The following is a 20,141-nucleotide window of genomic DNA, read 5'->3' as shown; positions in this document are numbered from 1 at the left end:
CCGATCAGCATATGTCCAAACCGTCAATATGGAGTTCCGATCGGAAGTCGCCACCGCGACCTTCCGGAGATGGGGACAGGCGAACGCCTTTTGAGCAGGACTTTGACAGGCTCCTGTTTTCCACTCCTGTCAGGCGTCTGGCTGACAAGACGCAGGTCTTCCCGCTTGAGAAAAATGACAGCGTCCGCACCCGTTTGACTCACTCACATGAGGTGTCCAACTTGGCTAGGTCGCTCGGGACTCGCATCCTTCGAACAAATAGGAGCTGCTTCGGTGACGATCCCACAGTCCAAGAATCCGTACCGGTAATCCTGGCGACTGTCGGCCTAGCGCATGACTTAGGAAATCCTCCATTTGGCCATCAAGGCGAGGCCGCAATCGGCAAATGGTTTGCGCGTTGTACGCCGCTCTTTGATGCCCCCGGCGAAGTAGTACCGGCCGCCGAGTTTACTCCTGTGGCTTCCGATCAGCGCGGAGACTTCCTGAAGTTCGAAGGGAACGCCCAAACGCTTCGCCTGCTAGTTCGCTTGCAGAACACATCCGGCCCATCTGGCTTAAATCTAACTGCAGGGACACTCGCAGCACTCATGAAGTACACGGTACCATCACACCGTACGGCGAAGGGAAACGCTGCAACGAAGAAATTTGGGTACTTCGCCTCCGAAGGCGATGTAGTCGATTGGATCCGAGAGAAGACCGGCCTTGCCGCTGGTCAACGCCACCCTCTCACCTGGCTCATGGAAGCGAGCGACGATGCCGCCTATTCCATTTTGGACGTAGAAGATGCGATAAAGAAGGACCTCGTATCGCCGGAAGACTTGAGGGCGTTTATTCGAAGCAAGTTCTACGAAACCACGGAGGGTGGCGGCCTAGTCAATCAACTTGAGCAGGACTTCAAGAAGGCGGACGAGACAATCGCCGACCTCACGCGCATAAAGGAGATTAAGGCCTCTTATCTCCGCACTCGACTGGTCGAAAGAGTGCTGACAGGTGCTGCTGAGGAATTCCTGAAAGATCGGGAGGCAATATTCAGTTATCAGCGTACGGCACCGTTGCTGGAATGCAGATCGTTCGCATCAGAGGTGACTGCCGCGCTTAAAGAGTTCGCACGAACACATGCTTACAACAGCCCAGATGTCTTGCGAGTTGAGTTGCAAGGGGCCCGAGTCATTAGTGGCCTCATGGACTTGATGTGGGACGCAATCGCGAGTCGGGAAGTGTTCGCCAAGCTGAACTCTAGACGGACTTCTCCACAAGCAGCGTTTGTCTACTCGAAAATCAGCGACAGTTATCGCTGGCACTTCGAACAAGCTTCTGGTGCTTCTGGGCTGCCAATACGATATAGAGAGATGCAGCTTTTGACCGACATGATCTCCGGCATGACTGACCGGTTTGCCGTTGAGCTTCATGCCGAGCTAACTTCAGCGACACATGGTTAGAACCGCAGAAACTAAGGAAGTGCTGCGTAAGCGCGTTCAGCGTCTCTTGCGCCTTGACCGAGACGAAAATGATCAAAACGAGCTGCGGGTCCGAATTCTTCCGTACCTACGATCTCTGGGCGAAGTTGCTTTGATTGGCGGTGCAATTCGCGATTTGGCGCGAGGTGGGCGCAAAGGCTTCACCTCAGATTTGGATTTCGTAGTTTATGGCAGTTCGCGTGAGAATTTTCGGGAAGCCATGTTGAATGCGAGTGGCCGACCCAATCGTTTTGGTGGATTCGCGCTGCCGTTCCGACACTGGAAGGTTGACGTCTGGCATTTGGAAGATACCTGGGCCCGCACTGCGGGAATTCGGCAAGTGCAGGAACTCAGAGACCTGCTTAGTTGCACTTTCTTCGATTGGGACTCGGTCATATTTGACTTGCGAACGGGGCAGCTGATCTTTGGCCAAGATTACCTTGCACGTCTAAATTCAGGCATTATGAATGTTTGCTTGGAGGACAATCCAAATCCTGGTGGTTCGCTCGTCAGAGCATTGCGACGGGCAGCGCTTTGGAACGTCAGGTTCGGAGTCCAGCTAACAGAATTTAGCAGGCGTTATCTCTCTGAACTTGATTGGAGCGATCTTGTTGCGAGGGACAAGAGGGCGTTTGGCGAGGCGGTACTATTCTATTTGGATAAAGACGACCTGATGCAGAGGTTGGCGCCCCTCGAAATGACTGATGGGATACTTTCCACCCTTCCCGTTCCTCACTGGGAGAGGCAACCAAGGTTTGCATTCTCTCTTTGTGAGAGAACGAGCTTATCGCCAAGTCCCCGTTAACAAACGCGGTGCGCGCGGTGTGATGAAATTTTCCCGTCGACGTTTCCAATACCTCGCGGCGGGCGCTGCAACAGTATCGTTCCTCCACCCACAAGCCGGCGCCCAGACTTGGCCCACCCGCCCCGTGCGCTGGGTCGTCGGCTACGCGCCAGGTGGCGGCAACGACATCGTCGCGCGGCTCATGGGGCAATGGTTCTCGGATCGGCTGGGACAGACCTTCGTGATCGAGAACAAGCCGGGTGCTGCCACCAACATCGCGGCCGAATTCGTCGTCAACGCCGCTCCCGACGGCTACACGCTGCTGCTGGTCGGCCAGCCAAACGCGATCAACGCGACGCTGTACGAGACGCTGCCCTTCAACTTCATCCGCGACATCGCGCCGGTCGCCGGCATCATGACGGTGCCCAACGTCATGGTGGTCAATCCGTCGCTTCCGGCGAACACCGTCGCGGAGTTCATCGCCTACGCCAAGGCCAATCCCGGCAAGGTCAACATGGCCTCCGCCGGCAACGGCAGCGCGGCCCATCTCGCCGGCGAGCTGTTCCAGTCGATGACCGGAACCAAGATGGTCCATGTGCCCTATCGCGGCCAGGCGCCGGCGATCGCCGACCTGCTGTCGGGCCAGGTGCATGTGTTGTTCGCCACCTCGCCTGCCTCGATGGAGTTCATCAAGACCGGCAAGCTGAAGGCGCTTGCCGTCACCACGGCGATGCGCGCCGACGCGCTCCCCGACCTGCCGACCGTGGGCGACACCGTGCCGGGCTACGAGGCGAGCGCCTGGTACGGCCTCGGCGCGCCGCAGAAGACGCCGGCCGAGATCATCGACCGGCTGAACAGGGAGACCAATGCCGGCCTGGCCGACGCCAAGCTGAAGGTGCGGCTGGCCGACCTCGGCGGCACGTTGATCCCGGGCTCCCCCGCCGACTTCGGCAAGCTGATCGCCGAAGACACGGAGAAGTGGGCCAAGGTCATCCGCTCGGCCAACATCAAGCTTTAGGGGCAGGCTGCCAAGCTCCGTCCAGGGGCGGGGTCTGGCCGCATGGACAAGCGGTCCCAAGACCGCGATCATGACGCCAGAAAGCATCCCATTGAGGATAGGAGGTCAGATGGCCAATCCAAACTTCGGCAGCGTGAACCGCACCGGCACGATCACCGACCAGGCGGCATACGATGTCGGCCTGCGCGCCCACATGCTGCGCGTCTACAACTACATGGCCTCGGGCCTGGCGCTGTCGGGCATCGTGGCCTACGCCGTGTTCGCCTCGAACGACATTGCCAAGCTGTTCTTCCAGGTCGAGGGCGGCTTCGTCGTCGGCATGAACCTGCTGGGCTGGATCGCGATCTTCGCGCCGCTCGGCCTCCTCCTGCTGGTATCGGTCCGCGCCGCCACGATGAGCGTCGGTGCGGTGCAGGCCGTCTACTGGGCGGTCACGGCGCTGATGGGCGTCAGCATGTCGCTGCTGCTGTTCCGCTACACCGGCGCGTCGGTGTTCCGCACCTTCTTCATCACGGCCGCCGCCTTTGGCGCGCTCAGCCTCTTCGGCTACACCACCAAGCGTGACCTGAGCGCCGTCGGCAAGTTCCTGTTCATGGGCCTGATCGGCCTGATCCTGGCCAGCCTGGTGAACATGTTTTGGCCGTCGGGCACGATGACCTTCATCATCTCGGTGGCGGGCGTTCTGATCTTCTCGGGCCTGATCGCCTACGACACCCAGAGGATCAAGGACCAGTATGCCCAGGCCTGGGGCACCGACACCGCCGAGAAGGTCGCGATCTTCGGCGCGCTCAGCCTCTATCTCGACTTCGTGAACCTGTTCCAGTTCCTGATGATGTTCATGGGCCAGAGGCGCTGACAGCTCGTCTATAGCGTCATCCCGACCGGAGTACGAAGCCGCTCCGGTCGGGACAACGCAGTCTTCTGCACCACGGACCGCGCATATCGACGGGCCCGGTGGAGTGAGCCAGATTCGGCTCATGTGTTTTTTCCCGGCACTGCTCTCGACCCTCGTGGCCAGCGCCCTCGTCGCTTCCGCCGCCATCGCCCAGGACCAGCCCGCCTTCCATCCGACGAAGACGGTCACCGTCATCGTGCCCTACACCCCCGGCGGCGGCACCGACGCCGTGGGCCGCCTGATGGCGAAGGAGCTCGAGGAGATGTGGGGCCAGACCGTCATCGTCGATAACCGCACCGGCGGCAACGGGTCGGTCGGCTCCGCCATCGTCGCGCGCGCCCCGCCCGACGGGCACACCATGGTGCTGGCCGTGTCGGGCATCGCCATCAACGCCCATCTGATGAAGCTGCCCTACGACACGGAGACGGCGTTCGCGCCGGTCACCGCCGTCGCCTATCCGGTCAGCACGTTGATCGCCACGCCCGACCTGCCGGCCAACGACCTGCGCGAGCTCACGGCCCTCGTGCGCAAGGAAGGTCCCAACAAGCGGACCTTCGCCAGCTCCGAGACGGGCACGCGGCTCACCGGCGAACGCATCTTCGAGCAGGCCGACATCAAGCTGCTCAACATCCCCTACAAGGGCGCCGCGGCGTTCGTGCAGGACATCTCGGCCGGTCGCGTCGACACCGGCGTCTCGAGCGTCACCTCCGCACTCGCGCTGATCAATGCCAGCCGCCTCAAGTCGCTCGGCATCATGGGCACCAAGCGCCTCAGTGCCCTGCCCAATGTCGCGACCTTCCGTGAGCAGGGCTTTAGCGGCCTCGACGAGAACTCCTGGTACGGCCTGTTCGCCCCGGCCGGCACGCCTTCGGCGACAATCGAGGCGATCCAGCAGGACATCGTCAAGGTGCTGGCGCGACCGGCCTTCCAGGCCAGGCTCGTCGATCTTGGCTCGCTGCCCGGCGGCGACACGCCAGCCGCCTTCAGCGCGCGCTTCCAGCGCGACATCAAGGAGCACGGCGAGACCATCCGCCGGCTCGGCATCACGGCGGATTGACGGAGGAGCGACATGTCCAAGGGCAAGAGCTTTCGTGACGCCATGAAGCGCGGAATGGTGGCCGCACCCGGTTGCTTCGACTGCATCACGGCCCGCTCGATCGAACGGGCGGGCTTCGCGGCGGCGTACATGACCGGCGCCGGCACCGCAGCGAGCCTCGGCTATCCCGACTATGGCCTCGTAACCATGACCGAGATGGCGGCGAACGCAGGCCGCATCGCCACGGCGATCAAGCTCCCGGTGATCGCCGACGCCGACACAGGCTACGGCAACGAGCTCAACGTCATCCGCACCGTGCGCGAGTACGAGAAGCAGGGCGTTGCCGGCATCCACATCGAGGACCAGGGCTTTCCCAAGAAGTGCGGCCATCTCGAGGACAAGACCATCGTCCCGCTCGACGACTACGTGGCCAAGATCCGCGCCGCCGCCAGCGCCAAGGCCGATCCCGACTTCCTGATCATCGCGCGCACCGATTCGCGGGCCGTGCTGGGCTTCGAGGAGGCGATCCGCCGGGCCAACGCGGCGATCGAGGCCGGCGCCGACATGGCCTTCGTCGAGGCGCCGCAATCGCGCGAGGAGACGGCTTCCGTCCCGAAGCTCGTGAAGGGCCCGTGCATGCTGAATATGGTGTGGCGCGGCAAGACGCCGGACCTGTCGCTCACCGAGGCGGAAGCCATGGGTTACCGCTTCATGATCCTGCCCGGTGTGTTGACGCGCACCGTGGTTGGCGCCTGTGATGCGGCCTTGAGCGAACTCAAGACCCAGGGGCGCCATCCGGCGCCGGCGTCCGACATCACGCCGCAGCAGGGCTTCCGTCTCTCGGGTGCCGACGAGTGGGATCGCTACAGGACCCAGTTCCGCGACCAGCCGCCGCGCGCCGCGGAGTGACCATCCCCTGAGCTTTCTCAGATGATGCCTTCGCGCTTCAGCCGTTCGATCTCCTCGGCCGAGATCCCGAGCTCGCCACGATAGATCTCGTCGTTGTGCTGGCCCATGTCTGGTCCCAGCCACCTAAGCTCGCCGGGCGTCTCTGAAAGCTTGGGCAGCACGTTGGGCACCACCACCCTGCCCTCGCGCGGATCGAACACCTCGACCAGGTTCTGGCGCGCCGCGAACTGCGGATCCTGGAAGATGTCGGCGATATTGTTGATCGGCCCGGCCGGCACCTCGTGATGCAGGCAATGCGCGAGCAAAGCATCGCGGTCCATGCTGCCGACATAGTCGGCGACGATGCCGTTCACCCGATCGCGCTCTGCCAGCCGCTGCGCCATGGTGGCGTACTTGTCGGCAGCCAGAAGGTCGAGCCGGTCCATCGCCTTGCACAGGCGCTGCCACATGCGATCGTTGGTGCAGGCGAGCGCGATCCATTTGTCGTCGCGCGTGCGGTAGTGGCTGTGCGGTACGACGTTGACGGTGTCGGCGCCCATGCGCTGGCGCACGTAGCCCGACTTGGCGTAGGCCGCCGCCATCTCGTCGAGCATGCGGAACACGCCTTCGTAGAGGCCGATGTCGATGGTCTGGCCGACGCCGTGGCGCTGCCGGCCAATATAGGCGATCAGGGCGCCGAGCGCGCCGTAGAGCCCGCTGATGTAGTCGGCGAGCGAGGTCGAGCCCGGGATCACCGGCGGGCCATCAGGCTCGCCAGCCAGGTGGGCAAGGCCTGCGAAGCCGTGAGCGATGCGGGCGAAGCCCGGCCGGTCGTTGTACGGCCCGGTCTGGCCGTAGGCCGTGATGCGCACGAGGATGACCTCGGGATTGACCTTCTTCATGTCCTCGTAGCCCAGGCCCCAGCCTTCGAGGGTGCCGGTCGTGAAGTTCTCGACGACGATGTCGGACTGGGCGACCAGGCGCTTGGCGATCAGAAGGCCGGCGGGCTTGCGCAGGTCGAGGGTGATGCAGCGCTTGTTGCGCGCCTCGCTCAGCCAGTTGAGCGTAGCGCCGGTCGCCGTCATCGTGCCGAAGGTGCGCATCGTGTCGCCCTTGCCGGGCAGCTCGACCTTGACGACATCGGCGCCGAACTCGCCCAGCACGGTAGCGCAGAACGGCCCGGCCAGGACGTTGGACAGGTCGAGGACGCGCACACCCTCCAGCGCTCTTTTCTTTTCACTCATCGAACGGACTCCAGAGGCTTGCTGGGGGCGCGCCACTCCAGTGGCGCGATCATCTCTCGCATCAGCAAAGACGCGCGACTGGAGTCGCGCGCCCCCAGCTCAGCGCGCTCGCGAGCCGATGACGATGCGGATCGGTGCTTCCGTCGGCCCCGGCGTCTGCGGGCCGTTCAGCGTGCCGCGGAAGCGACGCCAGTCGGCGGGCCAGTTTCCCTTCGCCGCGTTGAAGCCGGCCGAGCGCAGGGCCTCCAGGACCGCGGATGCGGCCTCGTCGGTTGCCGGGTCGCTGCCGTCCTTGATCAGCACGACCACGCCGACGATCCCGCCCACGCCGCTCCACGTCCAGGTGAGCGGCGCCCAGCCGGCGTCGCTGAGGTAGCCCGAGATCGTGGCGCCGATCGCCGGCGCGTCGGAGGCTTCGTCGAGCACGTACACGGCGGCCTTGGTGCCGGCATATTTTTTCAGGCTGGCAACGATCGGCGACGGTGGCGCCGCCGGGCTTGCCGCGGTGCTTTCGGGCGTCACCTCTTCCTTGGTCACCGGTGGCGGCGGTTCCGCCGCGACGACCGGAGCCGGGGCCGGCTCCGGCTTCGGCTCTGGTTTCGGCTCCGGCGGGCGCGCAGCCGCCTCCCTCACCTGCTTGCCGAGCTCGGCCACGCGCTTGCGCACTTCCTCGGCGTCGACCTCGGCCGACCGCGCCTTCTCGCTGGCGGCCGCGCTCTCGCGAGCAGCGCGTGCCGCCCGGGCGTCGGCGTCGGAGGCCGCCTGCTCGAGCGCCATCGTCCGCTCACGCGCCCGCGAGATCTCCTGTTCGAGGTCGGCGGCATGCTTGCCCATCTCGACCTTGTATCGATGTATGGCGGCGTATTCCTGGGCACGCACGGCATTGCTGAACCTGAACGACAGCCAGGTCGTGATGCCGAGCGCCGCGACGGCCAGGATGGTGGCAACGAGGCTCGCGACCATGGCCCTGTCCATGAACGTCGCCCACCCGCGAAGCTGCTCGATATCCATGTTCACCAGTTTGTTGGAGCGCATCCCAGTGACGGTCATCGTCATCGTGCTCGGCCTATGCGCGTTGTGTTCATCTGCATGTCGGTTGTCAGTGTATTGCGTCGCCTTCGCCCGTCGCGGATTTCTTAATCAACAGGTGCGTGGACAGACCACTCGAATCGTCGCTCCACGCGATCGTCCGCGGCCGGCAAGCCGCTGTGACATTCAAGTGGCGCGGATGAGACGCTCGACGGCCGTCGCTTGAGCTGCCGCCGCGGCGGCGATGGCGACGGCAAGGCAACCCACCGGCTGCGCGTCGCGCAATACCATTAATTGGGCATTCCCCATTTCTGCACTGGTAAGGCAAACATATGACATAACTCAGTCGAAGTGCACTCAGGGAGGGATCCATGCTGCTTCGAACAGGACTCGCGTTCGCCGGCCTGCTGGTCGTCGCTCAATCGGCGAATGCCGAGGTCTACTGCAGGGCGGCCGGCATACCGAAGGGATGCGTGGTGCGGCGCGGCCCTGATGCGGGAGCGCCCGGCGTGGGCGTGGCACCGGGAGTCGGCGCCGGAGCGCCGGGTGTGGGCGTCGCCCCCGGAGCCGGAGCAGGAGCACCCGGAGTTGGCGTCGCACCGGGAGCTGGCGCAGGCGCGCCTGGCGCCGGCGTAGCGCCCGAAGCGGGCCCGAATCGCGGCGGACCCGTCGATCGCCCCGGCCGGCGCTGAGGAAATTCGATTTCACAAGTTGAGGAGTAGTCCGATGTTCAAGTTCGCTGTTGCAGCGATGTCTTTGTCGATCGCATTCACCGCGTCCGCGCTGGCGGACAGCGCGGCGGGCAATGCCTGCGCAGCGAACCTGACGCCGGACGGACAGTCCATCTACACGACGACCATGGCTGCGAAGCCGACGACGCAGAACCAGCGCGACGTCTTGGAAAAGGAAACCAGGAGCCTCGCCATGAACAATAAGATCGCCCGCGGCAGCGCACGCGACAATGCGATCGCCGCAGAGGCGTGCATCAAGGCGGCCCTGCAGTAGGACGACGCTGCGAGGCGGTTTACGACTTGGCGTTCAAGACTTGGGCGCCAGGATCTCGACGTGGCTGCCCTCGCCTTCGAAGCTGCCGACCTCGATGCGCGCCTTGATCTTGGCGTCGATCAGGTAGGCGCGCACGACCAGGGCGCGCGCCAGTGCGACCTTGCGGCTGTCGATGCTGCCGCCGAAGGCATAGCCGCGCACCTCGATGCGGCGCACGCCCTGGTCGGCGATGCGCTTGGCAACCTGGTCGAGCTCGGCTCGCGTGGCGTCGGTCAAATTGGCCGACTGGCCGGCGAAGCCGATGACGCCCAGCGGCGCCCCGGGACCCGAAGCCGCAGGCTCGGCGGGCCGGCCGGCGGCCACGGCGGGGCCGGTCGGTTCGGCCAACGCGGCCACAGGCGGATTCGCAAAGATCGGTCCTGACAGCGGAGCGCTGGCCGCCTGGTCCGACGAGGGGTCGCGCGACCCGCGCAGACCGCCTTCGGGGATGGGTATGAGACGGCTTTCGATCGGTCCGGGCGGCGGCGGACGCAGGTTCGCGTTGCGCTCGGCGGCCTGAGGCGAGCCCGGGACCGGCACGCGCGCCGGATGCACGACAATGATGCCCGACTCGTTCGAGGGCTGTGCTTGCTGCGCAAAGGCCGGGGCGGCGCCAATGATCAGCGCGACCAGTGCCACACGGCCGACAGCGACCGCAGACGATGACATGACCGATTACCCTTACGTCGTGGCCAAGCGGGCGACGGCGCCTTGTTAGCAACAAGGCCCCGCATTGCGAAGCCCGAAACAGCTTTTGCCGGGGCCGTGCACGGACCGCACCCCCGTCATGACGGGAAGGGGCGAAGGCGCCCCTACCCGTCCGCCAGCTCGCGATTGACGATCGCCGCCCCCTCGGCCAGGGCCCGCATCTTCGCCGCGGCCGCCTCACGGCTGCGCAGCACCAGGCCGCAATCGGTGCAGGCAAACAACCGCTGCGGCGCGACGTGGTCGAGGGCACGCCGCAGGCCACGGGCGATCACCTCCGGTGTCTCGACCGCCTCCTTGCCGACATCGACCAGCCCCAGCAGCACGTCCTTGCCACGCAGCAACTCGATCACGCCGATGTCGACGCCGACCGCCGCGGTCTCGACCGAGACCTGGTCGATGTCGGTGCGGGCCACCAGCGCCAGGCTCTGCTCGTATTGGCTCCAGTCGCGATTGGCCGCTTTCCAGTCGCTGACCTCCGCGCCGCCATAGCCGTAGCAGATGTGCACGCCCGTCGTGGTGCCGACGCCGGCGATGGCCCGCTCGAGGGCGACGACGCCCCACTCGCGTGCCTGATCGAGATAGATGTTGAAGCAGGGTTCGTCGAACTGCACGACCGCCGCCCCTGCGTCGGCCAGCGCCTTGGCCTCCCGGTTCAAAAGATCGGCGAAGATCATGGCGAGGTCCGCCGTCGAATGGCGTCCGACCTCGTCCCGCAAGCTGTCGACGATGGTCATCGGCCCCGGCAAGGTTACCTTGACGGGCCGCTTGGTAAGCGCGCGCACGGCACGTAGATGCTCGACCAGCCGCGGCCCTGTCCATTCCGGCTCACCGACTAGGCGCGCCACCGGCGCTTCCTCGCGGAAGCGTTGGCCACGCGTCGGCTTGAGCACCAGGTTCACCGTGTCGACCGCAGCCATGCCGTCGAGGAAGCCCCATATGTAGTGGCGCCGGCGCTGCTCGCCGTCGGTCACGACGTCGAGGCCCGCGGCGACCTGGCTTTCCACGCTGAGCCGCGTCGCGTCGGCCAACGCCTCGGGAAGATCCTCCGTCGGCACTTTCCAGGGCGCCTGCAGGATATTGGGTACGGCGAGCCAGGCGGGCTTGGGCAGGCTGCCGACGATGGTCGCCCGGATCGGGCCGCCGGACACCTGCGGCTTCACTGGCCGGCCTTCTGCGCTGTGGCGCAGCCGCCGTCGTTGATCGGGCGGAAAGCATCCGCGCCGGACACGGTGGCAAGGCGACGATAGTAGTCCCATGGACCGGTGCTCTCGGCCGGCGTCTTCACCTGATAGACGCCGATGTCGTAGATGACGCGGCCGTCGTCACGCACCTTCGCCGTCTCGCCGAAGCGATCGACCGCCATCTTGCGCATCGCAAGATTGATGGCCGCTGCGTCGGCCTTGCCCACGGCCTGGACCGCCTTGAGATAGTGCGACACCGAGACGTAGACACCGGCCTGCTCGCGGGTCGGCATGCGGCCATGTTCGGCCATGAAACGCCGCGCCCAGGCGCGCGTGCCGTCCGTCGCATCCCAGTAGAAGCCGCTGGTGATGATCAGGCCCTGCGCCGTCGCCAGGCCGAGGCTGTTGACGTCGGTGATGAAGGCGTGGAGAGCGGCGAGCCGCGCGCCGTTGGCGTCGAGCTTGTACTCCTTGGCCTGCTTGATGGCGTTCACCGTGTCGGCGCCGGCGCTCGCCAGGCCGATGACCCGGGCCTTGGTCGACTGCGCCTGCAGCAGATAAGCCGAGAAGTCCTGCGTCGACAGCGGATGGCGGGCGCTGCCCAGCACCTTGCCACCCAGCGCGCGGATGGTGTTGCTGGCGTCGCGCTCGAGATCGTGGCCGAAACTGTAGTCGGCGGTCAGAAAGTACCAGGTCTCGCCTTCGCCCTTGGTCACCGCCTTGGCCGTGGCGTTGGCGAGCGCGTAGGTGTCGTCGGTCCAGTGCGTGGTGAAAGGCGAGCAGGACTTGCCGGTGATCTCCACGCTCGCCGCCCCCGAGACCAGCAGCGACTTCTGCTTCTCGCGCGCGATGTCCTGCAGCGCCAGCACGACGCCGGTATGCGGCAGGTCGAAGATCGCCTCGACATTTTCCGTATCGAACCAGCGCCGCGCGATCGGCGACGCGACGTCCGGCTTGTTCTGGTGATCGGCGACCAGAATCTCGATGCGCTTGCCCAGCACCTGGCCGCCGAAGTCGGCCACGGCCATGCGGGCGGCCAGCACCGAGCCCTTGCCGCCGACATCGGACACCACGCCGCTCTGGTCCCCCATCACGCCGACGACGAACTTGTCGCCGGTCTGCGCCTGGGCGGCGCCCATCAGCCCGGTCAGCACGACGACGCCCAAAGCCAAGATCGATCGCATGATTCCCCTCCGACACATTTGTCCCTGTTGTGGTACAAATGAGCCATTGCGTATTTATGACCGTCGAGGGCCGCCGATGCGGGAATATGGGGAAACATGAAGTCCGAGAGCGAAGCTGACGGCCAAAGGGAAGACAGCGCCGTCGTGGCGCGGGTCTGCTGGTCCTACTTCAAAGAAGGCCAGACACAGGAGGCGGTCGCCCAGCGGTTGGGCCCGACGCGCAAGTGCGTCAACCGCATCCTCAATGACGCGCGCGCCAGCGGCTTCGTGCAGATCACGATCAACGATCCGATCAGCGCCTGCGCCGAGCCCGAGGCCGGACTGCAGTCCGCCTTCGGCTTGCGTCGCGCCATCGTCGTGCCGACGCCGCCGGCCGACGCAGCAATTTCCAGATCCGGTCTGCCGGATATCAATTCAGATCGCGGACATCACGACCAGGACCGGGCCGGCGGATCGACGGCTGAATTGAGGGGCCGCGCAGGCTTTCGCCAGACCGACGCAGAAGCTTCACGCAACCGACAACCATCGCCGCTAAGCAGCCTCCAGCGAGAGACGAGGCGCCGGTGGCAGACAAGATTGTCGACGTCTTCCTGAGGGACGTCCTGGTGCGAACCTACACGATGGCGTGGGACATGACCCACGCTCCCCTGTTCGAACAAGACTTCATCGACCGCGCTCGCGAACGACTGAAAGCCGACGGCTACACCGCCCAGGAGGTCGCCGAGGCACGATTTTCTGTGAGGGACTGACGCGCCGGCAGAGCGGCCGACGCGCTTACAGCAGGGCAATCGCCATAGGCGCAAGCGCGTGGCCTTTCCGGTGGCGCCGGCGTGGAACAGTGGATCGTCGAGTATGGCGACCTGGTCGATCGATCAGCGCGGTCACGGCGTTTCCCTATGCTGACGCTTCCCGCCCGGCCGGAGAATTACGAGCGGCGGACGGAAGCGCTGATCACATGGGCAATGGAATTCAAGCAGGGCTGTACTCATAAAGCAACGGCAGCCAGCACGACCCAGAGCCCGATGGCCGCAAAGATCAACGCCGCGGCGGTCCGCACGAATTTGAGTGGAATGATCTTCGTCACTGCCTCGCCAAAATAGACGGCTGGTACGTTGGCCAACATCATGCCGGCAGTTGTCCCGATCGTTACGAGCGTGACGTTGTGGAATTGCGCCGCCAGCAGCGAGGTCGCGATCTGCGTCTTGTCGCCGATCTCAACGAGAAAGAACGCGATCAGCGTCGCGACAAAGATGCCGCGCGAGGAACGCTTCCCGGGGTCCTCCTGCTTGTCGGGCACCAGCGCCCAGGCGGCCATGGCAATGAAGGCCACACCAAGAACGATCTGAAAGGTCTCGCCTGTCAGCCACTGGGCTATCAAGTAGCCGAACGTGGCCGCAACCGCGTGATTGAGGAGAGTCGCGGCGAGTATGCCCAGGACAATCGGAATCGGCTTTCGGAACCGGGCGGCCAGGACGATTGCCAGGAGCTGCGTCTTGTCGCCGATTTCTGCGATCGCAACGACCGCGATCGACGTCAGTATGGCTTCCATGAAACGAATCCGGGGGCCGAAGCTGCACGACGACACGACATCCCCTCGACCCGAAGTGGGGATCCCATGTCGTCGGTCTGGCCAATTCGGACCTTGCGGTCCGCTGCTGGCGCCATGGCCGTAGCCAAGTTTGTTGACGCAAGCTCCGCTATGCGCGCGGACGGTTACTCCCCGAGGACGAAGTCTCTTAATCCCTCAGCGTGAAAGGTGCATCCCCCTGCGGCAACATGCCTGTGGCGCGTCGCGGTTCTCGCTCGTTCAGGCGCCTGTGCGATTGGGGTCCCGCCAGCCCCTCTCGAACGGGAGGCGCCAGGCATGCGGGGCGATGAGCTGGTGGATCGACATCGGTCCCCATGACCCCGGCTGGTAGAGCCGGACGGGCGGCGGCGATTCCAACAGCGGGAGCGACACTTGCCACAGGCGCTCGATGCCTTCGGCGGTGTTGAACAGCGTGTGGTCGCCGCGCATCGCATCCAGGATCAGGCGCTCATAGGCCTCGAGGACGTCGCCGATCCAGCCGGTATCGTGCATGGCAAATTGCATGCTCAACTTGTCGAGCCGCATGCCCGGACCAGGATGCTTGCCATAGAAGGACAAGGACAACTTCGAGGCATCCGCGAGGTCGAAGGTGAGGTGATCCGGTCCCTGCGCGCCGACGCCCGAGCCTGCGGGAAACATGCTCTTGGGCGGTTCCCGGAAGGCCAGCGAGATGATCCTCTGCCCTTCGGCCAGCCGCTTGCCGGTGCGCAGGTAGAAGGGCACGCCGGCCCAGCGCCAGTTGTCGATGCCGCACTTCAGGGCGATGAAGGTTTCGGTGTCCGATTCGGGATCGACGCCCGGCTCCGACCGATAGCCGGCGTACTGCCCGCGCACGACGTTCCTCGGCTCGATCACGGACATGCTGCGGAAGACCTTGTTCTTCTCCTCGCTGATCGGCGCCGGCTCCAGGGAGGTTGGAGCCTCCATGGCCACAAAGCCGAGGATCTGGAACAGATGGGTCACCACCATGTCGCGGAACGCGCCGGTCGCCTCATAGAAGCCGGAACGCGTGCCGAGGCCCAGCGTCTCCGGCACATCGATCTGCACGTGGTCGATGAAGTTCCGGTTCCAGATCGGCTCGAACAGTCCGTTGGCGAAGCGGAACGCCAGGATGTTCTGCGCCGCTTCCTTGCCCAGGAAGTGGTCGATGCGGAAGATCTGCTCCTCGGCGAAGACTTCATGCAGCCTGGCGTTCAGCGACACCGCGCTGGCGAAGTCGGTGCCGAAGGGCTTTTCCATGATGACGCGGCTGCGGTCGACAAGGCCGGCCTCGGCCAGCAGCCGCACCGCCGGCAGGGCGGCGACAGGCGGTACACTGAGATAGTGCAGGCGACGGCTCTCGCCGGCCAGGGAAGCCTCGGCCGCATCGACCGCGGCCTTCAGGGCGACCGGGCCGGCCGACATCGGAACGTATTCCAGGGTCGCCGAGAAAGCGGTCCAGTCGGCCTCGTTCACCTTGTGGCTGGAGAATTGATCAATCGCTTCCCTGGCGATCTTCCGCAAGCCGTCAGCGTCGAGCTCGTCCAGCGAGACGCCAATGATCCGGCAGGCCGGGATGAAGCCGGAACTGACGAGATGGAACAATCCCGGCAACAGCTTCCGTCGCGACAAATCACCCGTGGCGCCCACGAGAACGACGACCTGCGGATATCGCGGACCGACCTTTGAAGCATTCTTCGCCAACATGTGGACTCCAGGGCTTCGTAGAACGGCTCGCCAGCCCGCCCCTGCCGACTGACTTGGTGCTTGATCGTGTTCAACTTCGCCTCCACGTTTCAAGTCTTTCCGACTCCCAATCGGATTGCAGACCATAAAATTCATGGAATCTTCGCATTTACGTTACCGTCAATGTAGCTGCGGTGATGCCCCCTCGTAGTCACCGTCATCCGGCGTCTCGTCGAATAGAGTTGCAGGCGAAACAGCTTACAGGAGAGCATCATGAACGAGGCCACCAGCGTGAGCGCGAAGCCGGAGCAGCCGGCACGTCACGAATTCGGCTCCGTTCCGTTTTCCGGTCGACCGGATGCGCTATTCGAGCGTCATCTGCTGTCCGATGCCGTGGTCGAACCGTCCACCGCCTACGATCGGCAGCGCTTCGAGGCTCTCGCCCGCTCGGTGCGCGACCTCCTCTCCCGGCGCTGGATCGAGACCCAGCGCACCTACGATCAGCAGAACCCCAAGCGCATCTACTACATGTCGATGGAGTTCCTGATCGGCCGGTCGCTCGCGAACAATGTCATGAACCTGATGCTGAAACCGTTCATCGAGCGCACGGCGCACGAGGGCGGCCTGGACTGGCTCGGCCTGGTCGAGCAGGAACCCGATGCCGGGCTCGGCAATGGCGGCCTCGGTCGGCTGGCCGCGTGCTTCCTCGATTCGATGGCGACCATGCAGCTTCCGGCGATGGGCTACGGGCTGCGCTACGAGTACGGCATGTTCCGTCAATCGATCGAACGCGGCTGGCAGCGCGAGCATCCGGACGGCTGGTTGCGCCGGCAGGATCCCTGGGAAGTCTCGCGCCGCAGCCAGTTCGTCGAGGTCGCGCTTGGCTGCACCTTCGAGATGCATAGGGGCGGCCTGCAGATCGTCGCCAATCGGCCCTCGACCCTGATCGGCATTCCGTACGACCGGCCCGTGGTCGGCTTTGGCGGCAAGACGATCAACAGCCTGCGGCTGTGGAGCGCGACAGCACAAGACGCGTTCGACTTCCAGGAATTCAGCTCAGGCGACTTCGTGGGCGCCCTGGTCGGCGGCATCGCGGCGCAGACGCTGACCCGCGTTCTCTACCCGGACGACTCGACCGAGATGGGGCAAGGTCTGCGCTTTGCACAGGAATACTTCCTGGTCGCCTGTTCGCTGGCCGACCTGGTGCGGCGCTTCCGTCGCGACAACCGCGACTGGAATCTGCTTCCCGACAAGGTTGCTATCCAGCTCAACGATACCCATCCCACTCTGGCGGTGCCGGAACTGATGCGCATCCTGCTCGACGAGGCGCACCTCGACTGGGAACAATCGTGGGGCCTCACGCAGCGGACCTTGGCCTACACGAACCACACGCTGTTGCCCGAGGCGCTGGAGAAGTGGCCGCTGCGCTACTTCCAGCAGATGCTGCCGCGACACCTCGAGATCATCTACGAGATCAACCATCGCTTCCTCAGCGACGTGCGCCGTCGTTATCCCGGCGACGAGGCCCGCGTGGAACGCGTGAGCCTGATCGAGGAAGGCCCGGACAACAAGGACAAGGTCCGAATGGCAAACTTGGCGATCGTCGGCTCGCACAGCACGAACGGCGTTGCCGCCATCCATTCCGAGCTCCTGCGCACGACGACGGTTCGCGACCTGGCGGAGTTCTTTCCCGAGCGCTTCAACAACAAGACCAATGGCGTCACGCCGCGGCGATGGCTGCTTCTGGCCAACCCTGCTCTGTCGGGCGCCATCACCGGTGCCATCGGCGACGGTTGGACGACCGACTTCGACAAGATCGCCCGGCTGAAACCTGCCGCCGAAGACGCCGCGTTCCGCCGCTCCTTTCTGCAAGCCAAGCGCGACGCCAAGGCGCGGTTCGCCAACTGGCTGAAATCGACCTCGGGCCAGGTGGTCGATCCCGACAGCATCTTCGACTGCCAGATCAAGCGCATCCATGAATACAAGCGCCAGATGCTCAATGCCCTGCGGATCGTCGTGCTCTACAACCGGCTGCGCGCGAACCCGGCTCTCGATATGGCGCCCCGCACCTTCTTCTTCGGAGGGAAGGCGGCGCCGGCCTATCGCCTTGCCAAGCTCATCATCAAGTTCATCAACAACCTGGCAGGCACGATCGACGGCGACCCCGCGATCCGCGGACGGATCAAGGTCGTCTTTCTCCCGGAATACTGCGTCTCGCTGGCCGAGCGGCTGATGCCGGCGGCGGACGTTTCGAACCAGATCTCGACGGCCGGCTTCGAAGCCAGCGGCACGAGCAACATGAAGTTCATGATGAACGGAGCGTTGACCGTCGGCACGCGGGACGGCGCGACCATCGAGATGGCGCAAGAGGCAGGCGAAGAGAATTTGTTCCTCTTCGGGCTTACCGCGCAGCAGGTCGTCGACAGTCGCGGCTGGTACAGCCCGTACTGGCATTACGAGAACGACACCGAGACGCGGGCCGCGCTCGACCTGATCGCCAGCGACTACTTCAGTCGGAACGAGCGCGGGGCCTTCCGCTTGCTGCACGACACGCTGCTGAAACACGGCGACCACTACATGCATCTCGCGGACCTGACCGCCTATCTGGAGGCGGACCGGGCGCTGTGCTCGCTGTACGCGGATCGCGAGGCATGGGCTCGCAAGGCGATCCTCAATGTCGCGAGCTCGGGCAAGTTCTCCAGCGACCGGACCATCGCGCAATACGCGAGGGAAATCTGGCACGTCAAACCCTGCCCGGTCGCGTAGGCTCCGGGCGACATGGCCCTGTCACCCCTCGCCGGCAAGCCGGCCACGAAGGAGATGCTGGTCGATCTCGGCCGGCTGGAACGGGAGTATTTTGCCGCGCGACCGGATCCGGCGGATCCGGCGCAGCGTGTGAGCTTCGGCACCAGCGGGCATCGCGGATCCTCGCTGCGCGGCTCGTTCACGGAGGCCCATATCCTGGCCATCACGCAGGCGATCTGCGACTACCGGCAGGCGCACTCCGTGACCGGCCCGCTGTTCGTCGGCAAGGACACGCACGCGCTGTCGAACCCGGCGCAATGCACGACGCTCGAGGTGCTGGCGGCCAATAATGTCGAGGCCGTCATCCAGCGCGACGATGGCTTCACGCCGACGCCGGTGATCTCGCACGCCATCCTGACCCACAATCGGGGGCGGAACGACCGGCTCGCCGACGGCATCGTCATTACGCCCTCGCACAATCCGCCGGAGGACGGCGGGTTCAAGTACAATCCGACCAACGGCGGGCCGGCCGACACCGACGTGACGCAGTGGATCGAGCGCCGGGCGAACGAGTTGCTGCTTGCCGGCAATGCCGGTGTCCGGCGCGTCGCGTTTGCCGTTGCGGTCGCCGCGGAGACGACGCGTCAGCGCGATCTGATGACGCCCTATATCGACGACCTTCGACATGTCATCGACATGGACGCAGTGCGTAACGCCCGGCTGTCGCTTGCCGTTGACCCGCTTGGCGGCGCGGCGCTGGCGTATTGGGAACCCATCAACCGGCTCTACGGCCTCGACATTGTCGTCACCAATCCAGTGATCGACCCGACCTTCTCATTCATGACCGTCGACCATGACGGCGTCATCCGGATGGACTGCTCGAGTCCATACGCCATGGCCCGGCTCGTCAGCCTCAAGGACCGCTATCAACTCGCCTTCGCCAACGACCCGGATTCCGATCGGCACGGCATCGTCACGCCAAGTGCCGGCCTGATGAACCCCAACCACTATTTGGCGGTGGCCATCGACTATCTGCTGACCCACCGGCCCCGCTGGTCGCCATCGGCCGCAATCGGCAAGACCCTTGTCAGCAGCAGCATGATCGACCGGGTCGTGCAGAAGCGCGGCCGGCGCTTGTCCGAGGTGCCCGTCGGATTCAAGTGGTTCGCACCCGGCCTGTTCAACGGCGACTACTGTTTTGGCGGCGAGGAGAGTGCCGGCGCCAGCTTCCTGCGCCGCGACGGCAGCGTGTGGACGACCGACAAGGACGGACCGGTCATGGACTTGCTGGCCGCCGAGATCACGGCATGTACTGGCCGGGATCCCGGAGAGCTTTATCAGACGCTTACGCAGGAATTCGGTGCCGCTCATTACACCCGGATCGATGAGCCCGCGACGCCGGAGCAAAAGGCGACGTTGGCCCGGCTGTCGCCCGAGGCGGTCACGGCATCCGACCTTGCCGGCGAACCGATCATTCGGAAACTGACGCGCGCGCCGGGGAATGACGCCCCGATCGGCGGCTTGAAGGTCGTCACCGCCAATGGCTGGTTCGCGGCGCGCCCATCCGGCACGGAGGCGGTCTACAAGATCTACGCCGAGAGCTTCCGGGACGAGGCACACCTCGAGACCATCGTGGATGAGGCGCGGCAGATCATACAGGACGTGTGACGGCAGG

Annotated in this window: 18 protein-coding genes and 1 riboswitch; of the genes, 11 read left to right on the top strand and 7 right to left on the bottom strand. The window is 64.7% G+C overall.

The genetic code is table 11. The features are described from left to right. Positions 1 to 11: 11 nt before the first annotated feature. The 6 genes from RSO01_RS10395 to RSO01_RS10375 all read left to right on the top strand — a co-directional run bounded on the left by RSO01_RS10395 (position 12) and on the right by RSO01_RS10375 (position 6,099). Positions 12 to 1,439 (top strand): deoxyguanosinetriphosphate triphosphohydrolase family protein, encoded by a 1,428-nt coding sequence (locus RSO01_RS10395; RefSeq protein ID WP_147148895.1) that lies wholly within the window; start codon positions 12 to 14, stop codon positions 1,437 to 1,439. After that, positions 1,432 to 2,262, top strand: coding sequence for a hypothetical protein (locus RSO01_RS47185; RefSeq protein ID WP_170302970.1), 831 nt, complete (start codon positions 1,432 to 1,434; stop codon positions 2,260 to 2,262). Before RSO01_RS10395 ends, RSO01_RS47185 begins: the two co-directional genes overlap by 8 nt. A gap of 22 nt (positions 2,263 to 2,284) precedes the next feature. Further along, positions 2,285 to 3,259: a Bug family tripartite tricarboxylate transporter substrate binding protein gene (locus RSO01_RS10390; RefSeq protein WP_147148893.1), complete on the top strand. Its 975-nt coding sequence runs from the start codon at positions 2,285 to 2,287 to the stop codon at positions 3,257 to 3,259. Positions 3,260 to 3,368: 109 nt separating this feature from the next. After that, positions 3,369 to 4,115, top strand: coding sequence for a Bax inhibitor-1/YccA family protein (locus RSO01_RS10385; RefSeq protein ID WP_147148891.1), 747 nt, complete (start codon positions 3,369 to 3,371; stop codon positions 4,113 to 4,115). Between the two features lie 121 nt (positions 4,116 to 4,236). After that, a complete protein-coding gene (locus tag RSO01_RS10380; protein WP_147148889.1) occupies positions 4,237 to 5,211 on the top strand; it encodes a Bug family tripartite tricarboxylate transporter substrate binding protein in 975 nt (324 codons plus the stop codon). A 12-nt stretch (positions 5,212 to 5,223) separates the two neighbouring features. Further along, positions 5,224 to 6,099, top strand: a complete 876-nt coding sequence (locus RSO01_RS10375; protein WP_147148887.1) for an isocitrate lyase/PEP mutase family protein — start codon at positions 5,224 to 5,226, stop codon at positions 6,097 to 6,099. Positions 6,100 to 6,116: 17 nt separating this feature from the next. Here the strand turns inward: RSO01_RS10375 and RSO01_RS10370 are convergent, their stop codons facing one another. Both RSO01_RS10370 and RSO01_RS10365 read right to left on the bottom strand, forming a co-directional pair. Continuing rightward, a complete protein-coding gene (locus RSO01_RS10370; RefSeq protein ID WP_147148885.1) occupies positions 6,117 to 7,322 on the bottom strand; it encodes a CaiB/BaiF CoA transferase family protein in 1,206 nt (401 codons plus the stop codon). Between the two features lie 99 nt (positions 7,323 to 7,421). Continuing rightward, on the bottom strand, positions 7,422 to 8,357 hold the full coding sequence (locus RSO01_RS10365) for a hypothetical protein (protein WP_170302957.1): 936 nt from the start codon (positions 8,355 to 8,357) through the stop codon (positions 7,422 to 7,424). Positions 8,358 to 9,077: 720 nt separating this feature from the next. Between RSO01_RS10365 and RSO01_RS10360 the strand changes: the two genes are divergently transcribed. Beyond that, positions 9,078 to 9,356, top strand: a complete 279-nt coding sequence (locus RSO01_RS10360; RefSeq protein WP_147148881.1) for a hypothetical protein — start codon at positions 9,078 to 9,080, stop codon at positions 9,354 to 9,356. 33 nt (positions 9,357 to 9,389) lie between these two features. On the opposite strand, the gene RSO01_RS10355 is transcribed toward RSO01_RS10360, so the two are convergent. The 3 genes from RSO01_RS10355 to RSO01_RS10345 form a co-directional block, all read right to left on the bottom strand. Continuing rightward, positions 9,390 to 10,064 carry an OmpA family protein gene (locus RSO01_RS10355; RefSeq protein WP_147148879.1) on the bottom strand — a complete coding sequence of 225 codons (675 nt, stop codon included), beginning with the start codon at positions 10,062 to 10,064 and terminating at the stop codon, positions 9,390 to 9,392. Positions 10,065 to 10,207: 143 nt separating this feature from the next. Continuing rightward, positions 10,208 to 11,263, bottom strand: coding sequence for a uroporphyrinogen decarboxylase/cobalamine-independent methonine synthase family protein (locus RSO01_RS10350; protein ID WP_170302969.1), 1,056 nt, complete (start codon positions 11,261 to 11,263; stop codon positions 10,208 to 10,210). Beyond that, positions 11,260 to 12,468: an ABC transporter substrate-binding protein gene (locus tag RSO01_RS10345; RefSeq protein WP_147148875.1), complete on the bottom strand. Its 1,209-nt coding sequence runs from the start codon at positions 12,466 to 12,468 to the stop codon at positions 11,260 to 11,262. Before RSO01_RS10345 ends, RSO01_RS10350 begins: the two co-directional genes overlap by 4 nt. A gap of 96 nt (positions 12,469 to 12,564) precedes the next feature. Here RSO01_RS10345 and RSO01_RS10340 point away from each other — a divergent pair, with 96 nt between their 5' ends. Further along, positions 12,565 to 13,062: a sugar-binding transcriptional regulator gene (locus tag RSO01_RS10340; protein WP_147148873.1), complete on the top strand. Its 498-nt coding sequence runs from the start codon at positions 12,565 to 12,567 to the stop codon at positions 13,060 to 13,062. Continuing rightward, entirely contained in the window at positions 13,032 to 13,217 is a 186-nt protein-coding gene (locus RSO01_RS10335; protein WP_147148871.1) for a hypothetical protein, read from the top strand. Before RSO01_RS10340 ends, RSO01_RS10335 begins: the two co-directional genes overlap by 31 nt. Positions 13,218 to 13,453: 236 nt before the next feature. On the opposite strand, the gene RSO01_RS10330 is transcribed toward RSO01_RS10335, so the two are convergent. Then, complete coding sequence (locus tag RSO01_RS10330) at positions 13,454 to 14,017, bottom strand: TMEM165/GDT1 family protein (RefSeq protein ID WP_147148869.1); 564 nt, start codon at positions 14,015 to 14,017, stop codon at positions 13,454 to 13,456. A 2-nt stretch (positions 14,018 to 14,019) separates the two neighbouring features. Then, positions 14,020 to 14,202, bottom strand: a riboswitch (yybP-ykoY riboswitch). 73 nt (positions 14,203 to 14,275) lie between these two features. Then, a complete protein-coding gene (gene zwf, locus RSO01_RS10325; RefSeq protein WP_147148867.1) occupies positions 14,276 to 15,742 on the bottom strand; it encodes a glucose-6-phosphate dehydrogenase in 1,467 nt (488 codons plus the stop codon). A 252-nt stretch (positions 15,743 to 15,994) separates the two neighbouring features. Here zwf and RSO01_RS10320 point away from each other — a divergent pair, with 252 nt between their 5' ends. Together RSO01_RS10320 and pgm are read left to right on the top strand one after the other, a co-directional pair. Further along, positions 15,995 to 18,487 (top strand): glycogen/starch/alpha-glucan phosphorylase, encoded by a 2,493-nt coding sequence (locus tag RSO01_RS10320; protein WP_147148865.1) that lies wholly within the window; start codon positions 15,995 to 15,997, stop codon positions 18,485 to 18,487. Between the two features lie 12 nt (positions 18,488 to 18,499). Beyond that, complete coding sequence (pgm, locus tag RSO01_RS10315) at positions 18,500 to 20,134, top strand: phosphoglucomutase (alpha-D-glucose-1,6-bisphosphate-dependent) (RefSeq protein ID WP_147148863.1); 1,635 nt, start codon at positions 18,500 to 18,502, stop codon at positions 20,132 to 20,134. Positions 20,135 to 20,141: the final 7 nt, after the last annotated feature.

The sequence above is a fragment of the Reyranella soli genome (assembly GCF_007992495.1).
Lineage (GTDB): Bacteria > Pseudomonadota > Alphaproteobacteria > Reyranellales > Reyranellaceae > Reyranella > Reyranella soli.
The sequence above is the reverse complement of the archived record's forward strand: the minus strand, read 5'-3'. Positions and strand labels throughout refer to the sequence as shown.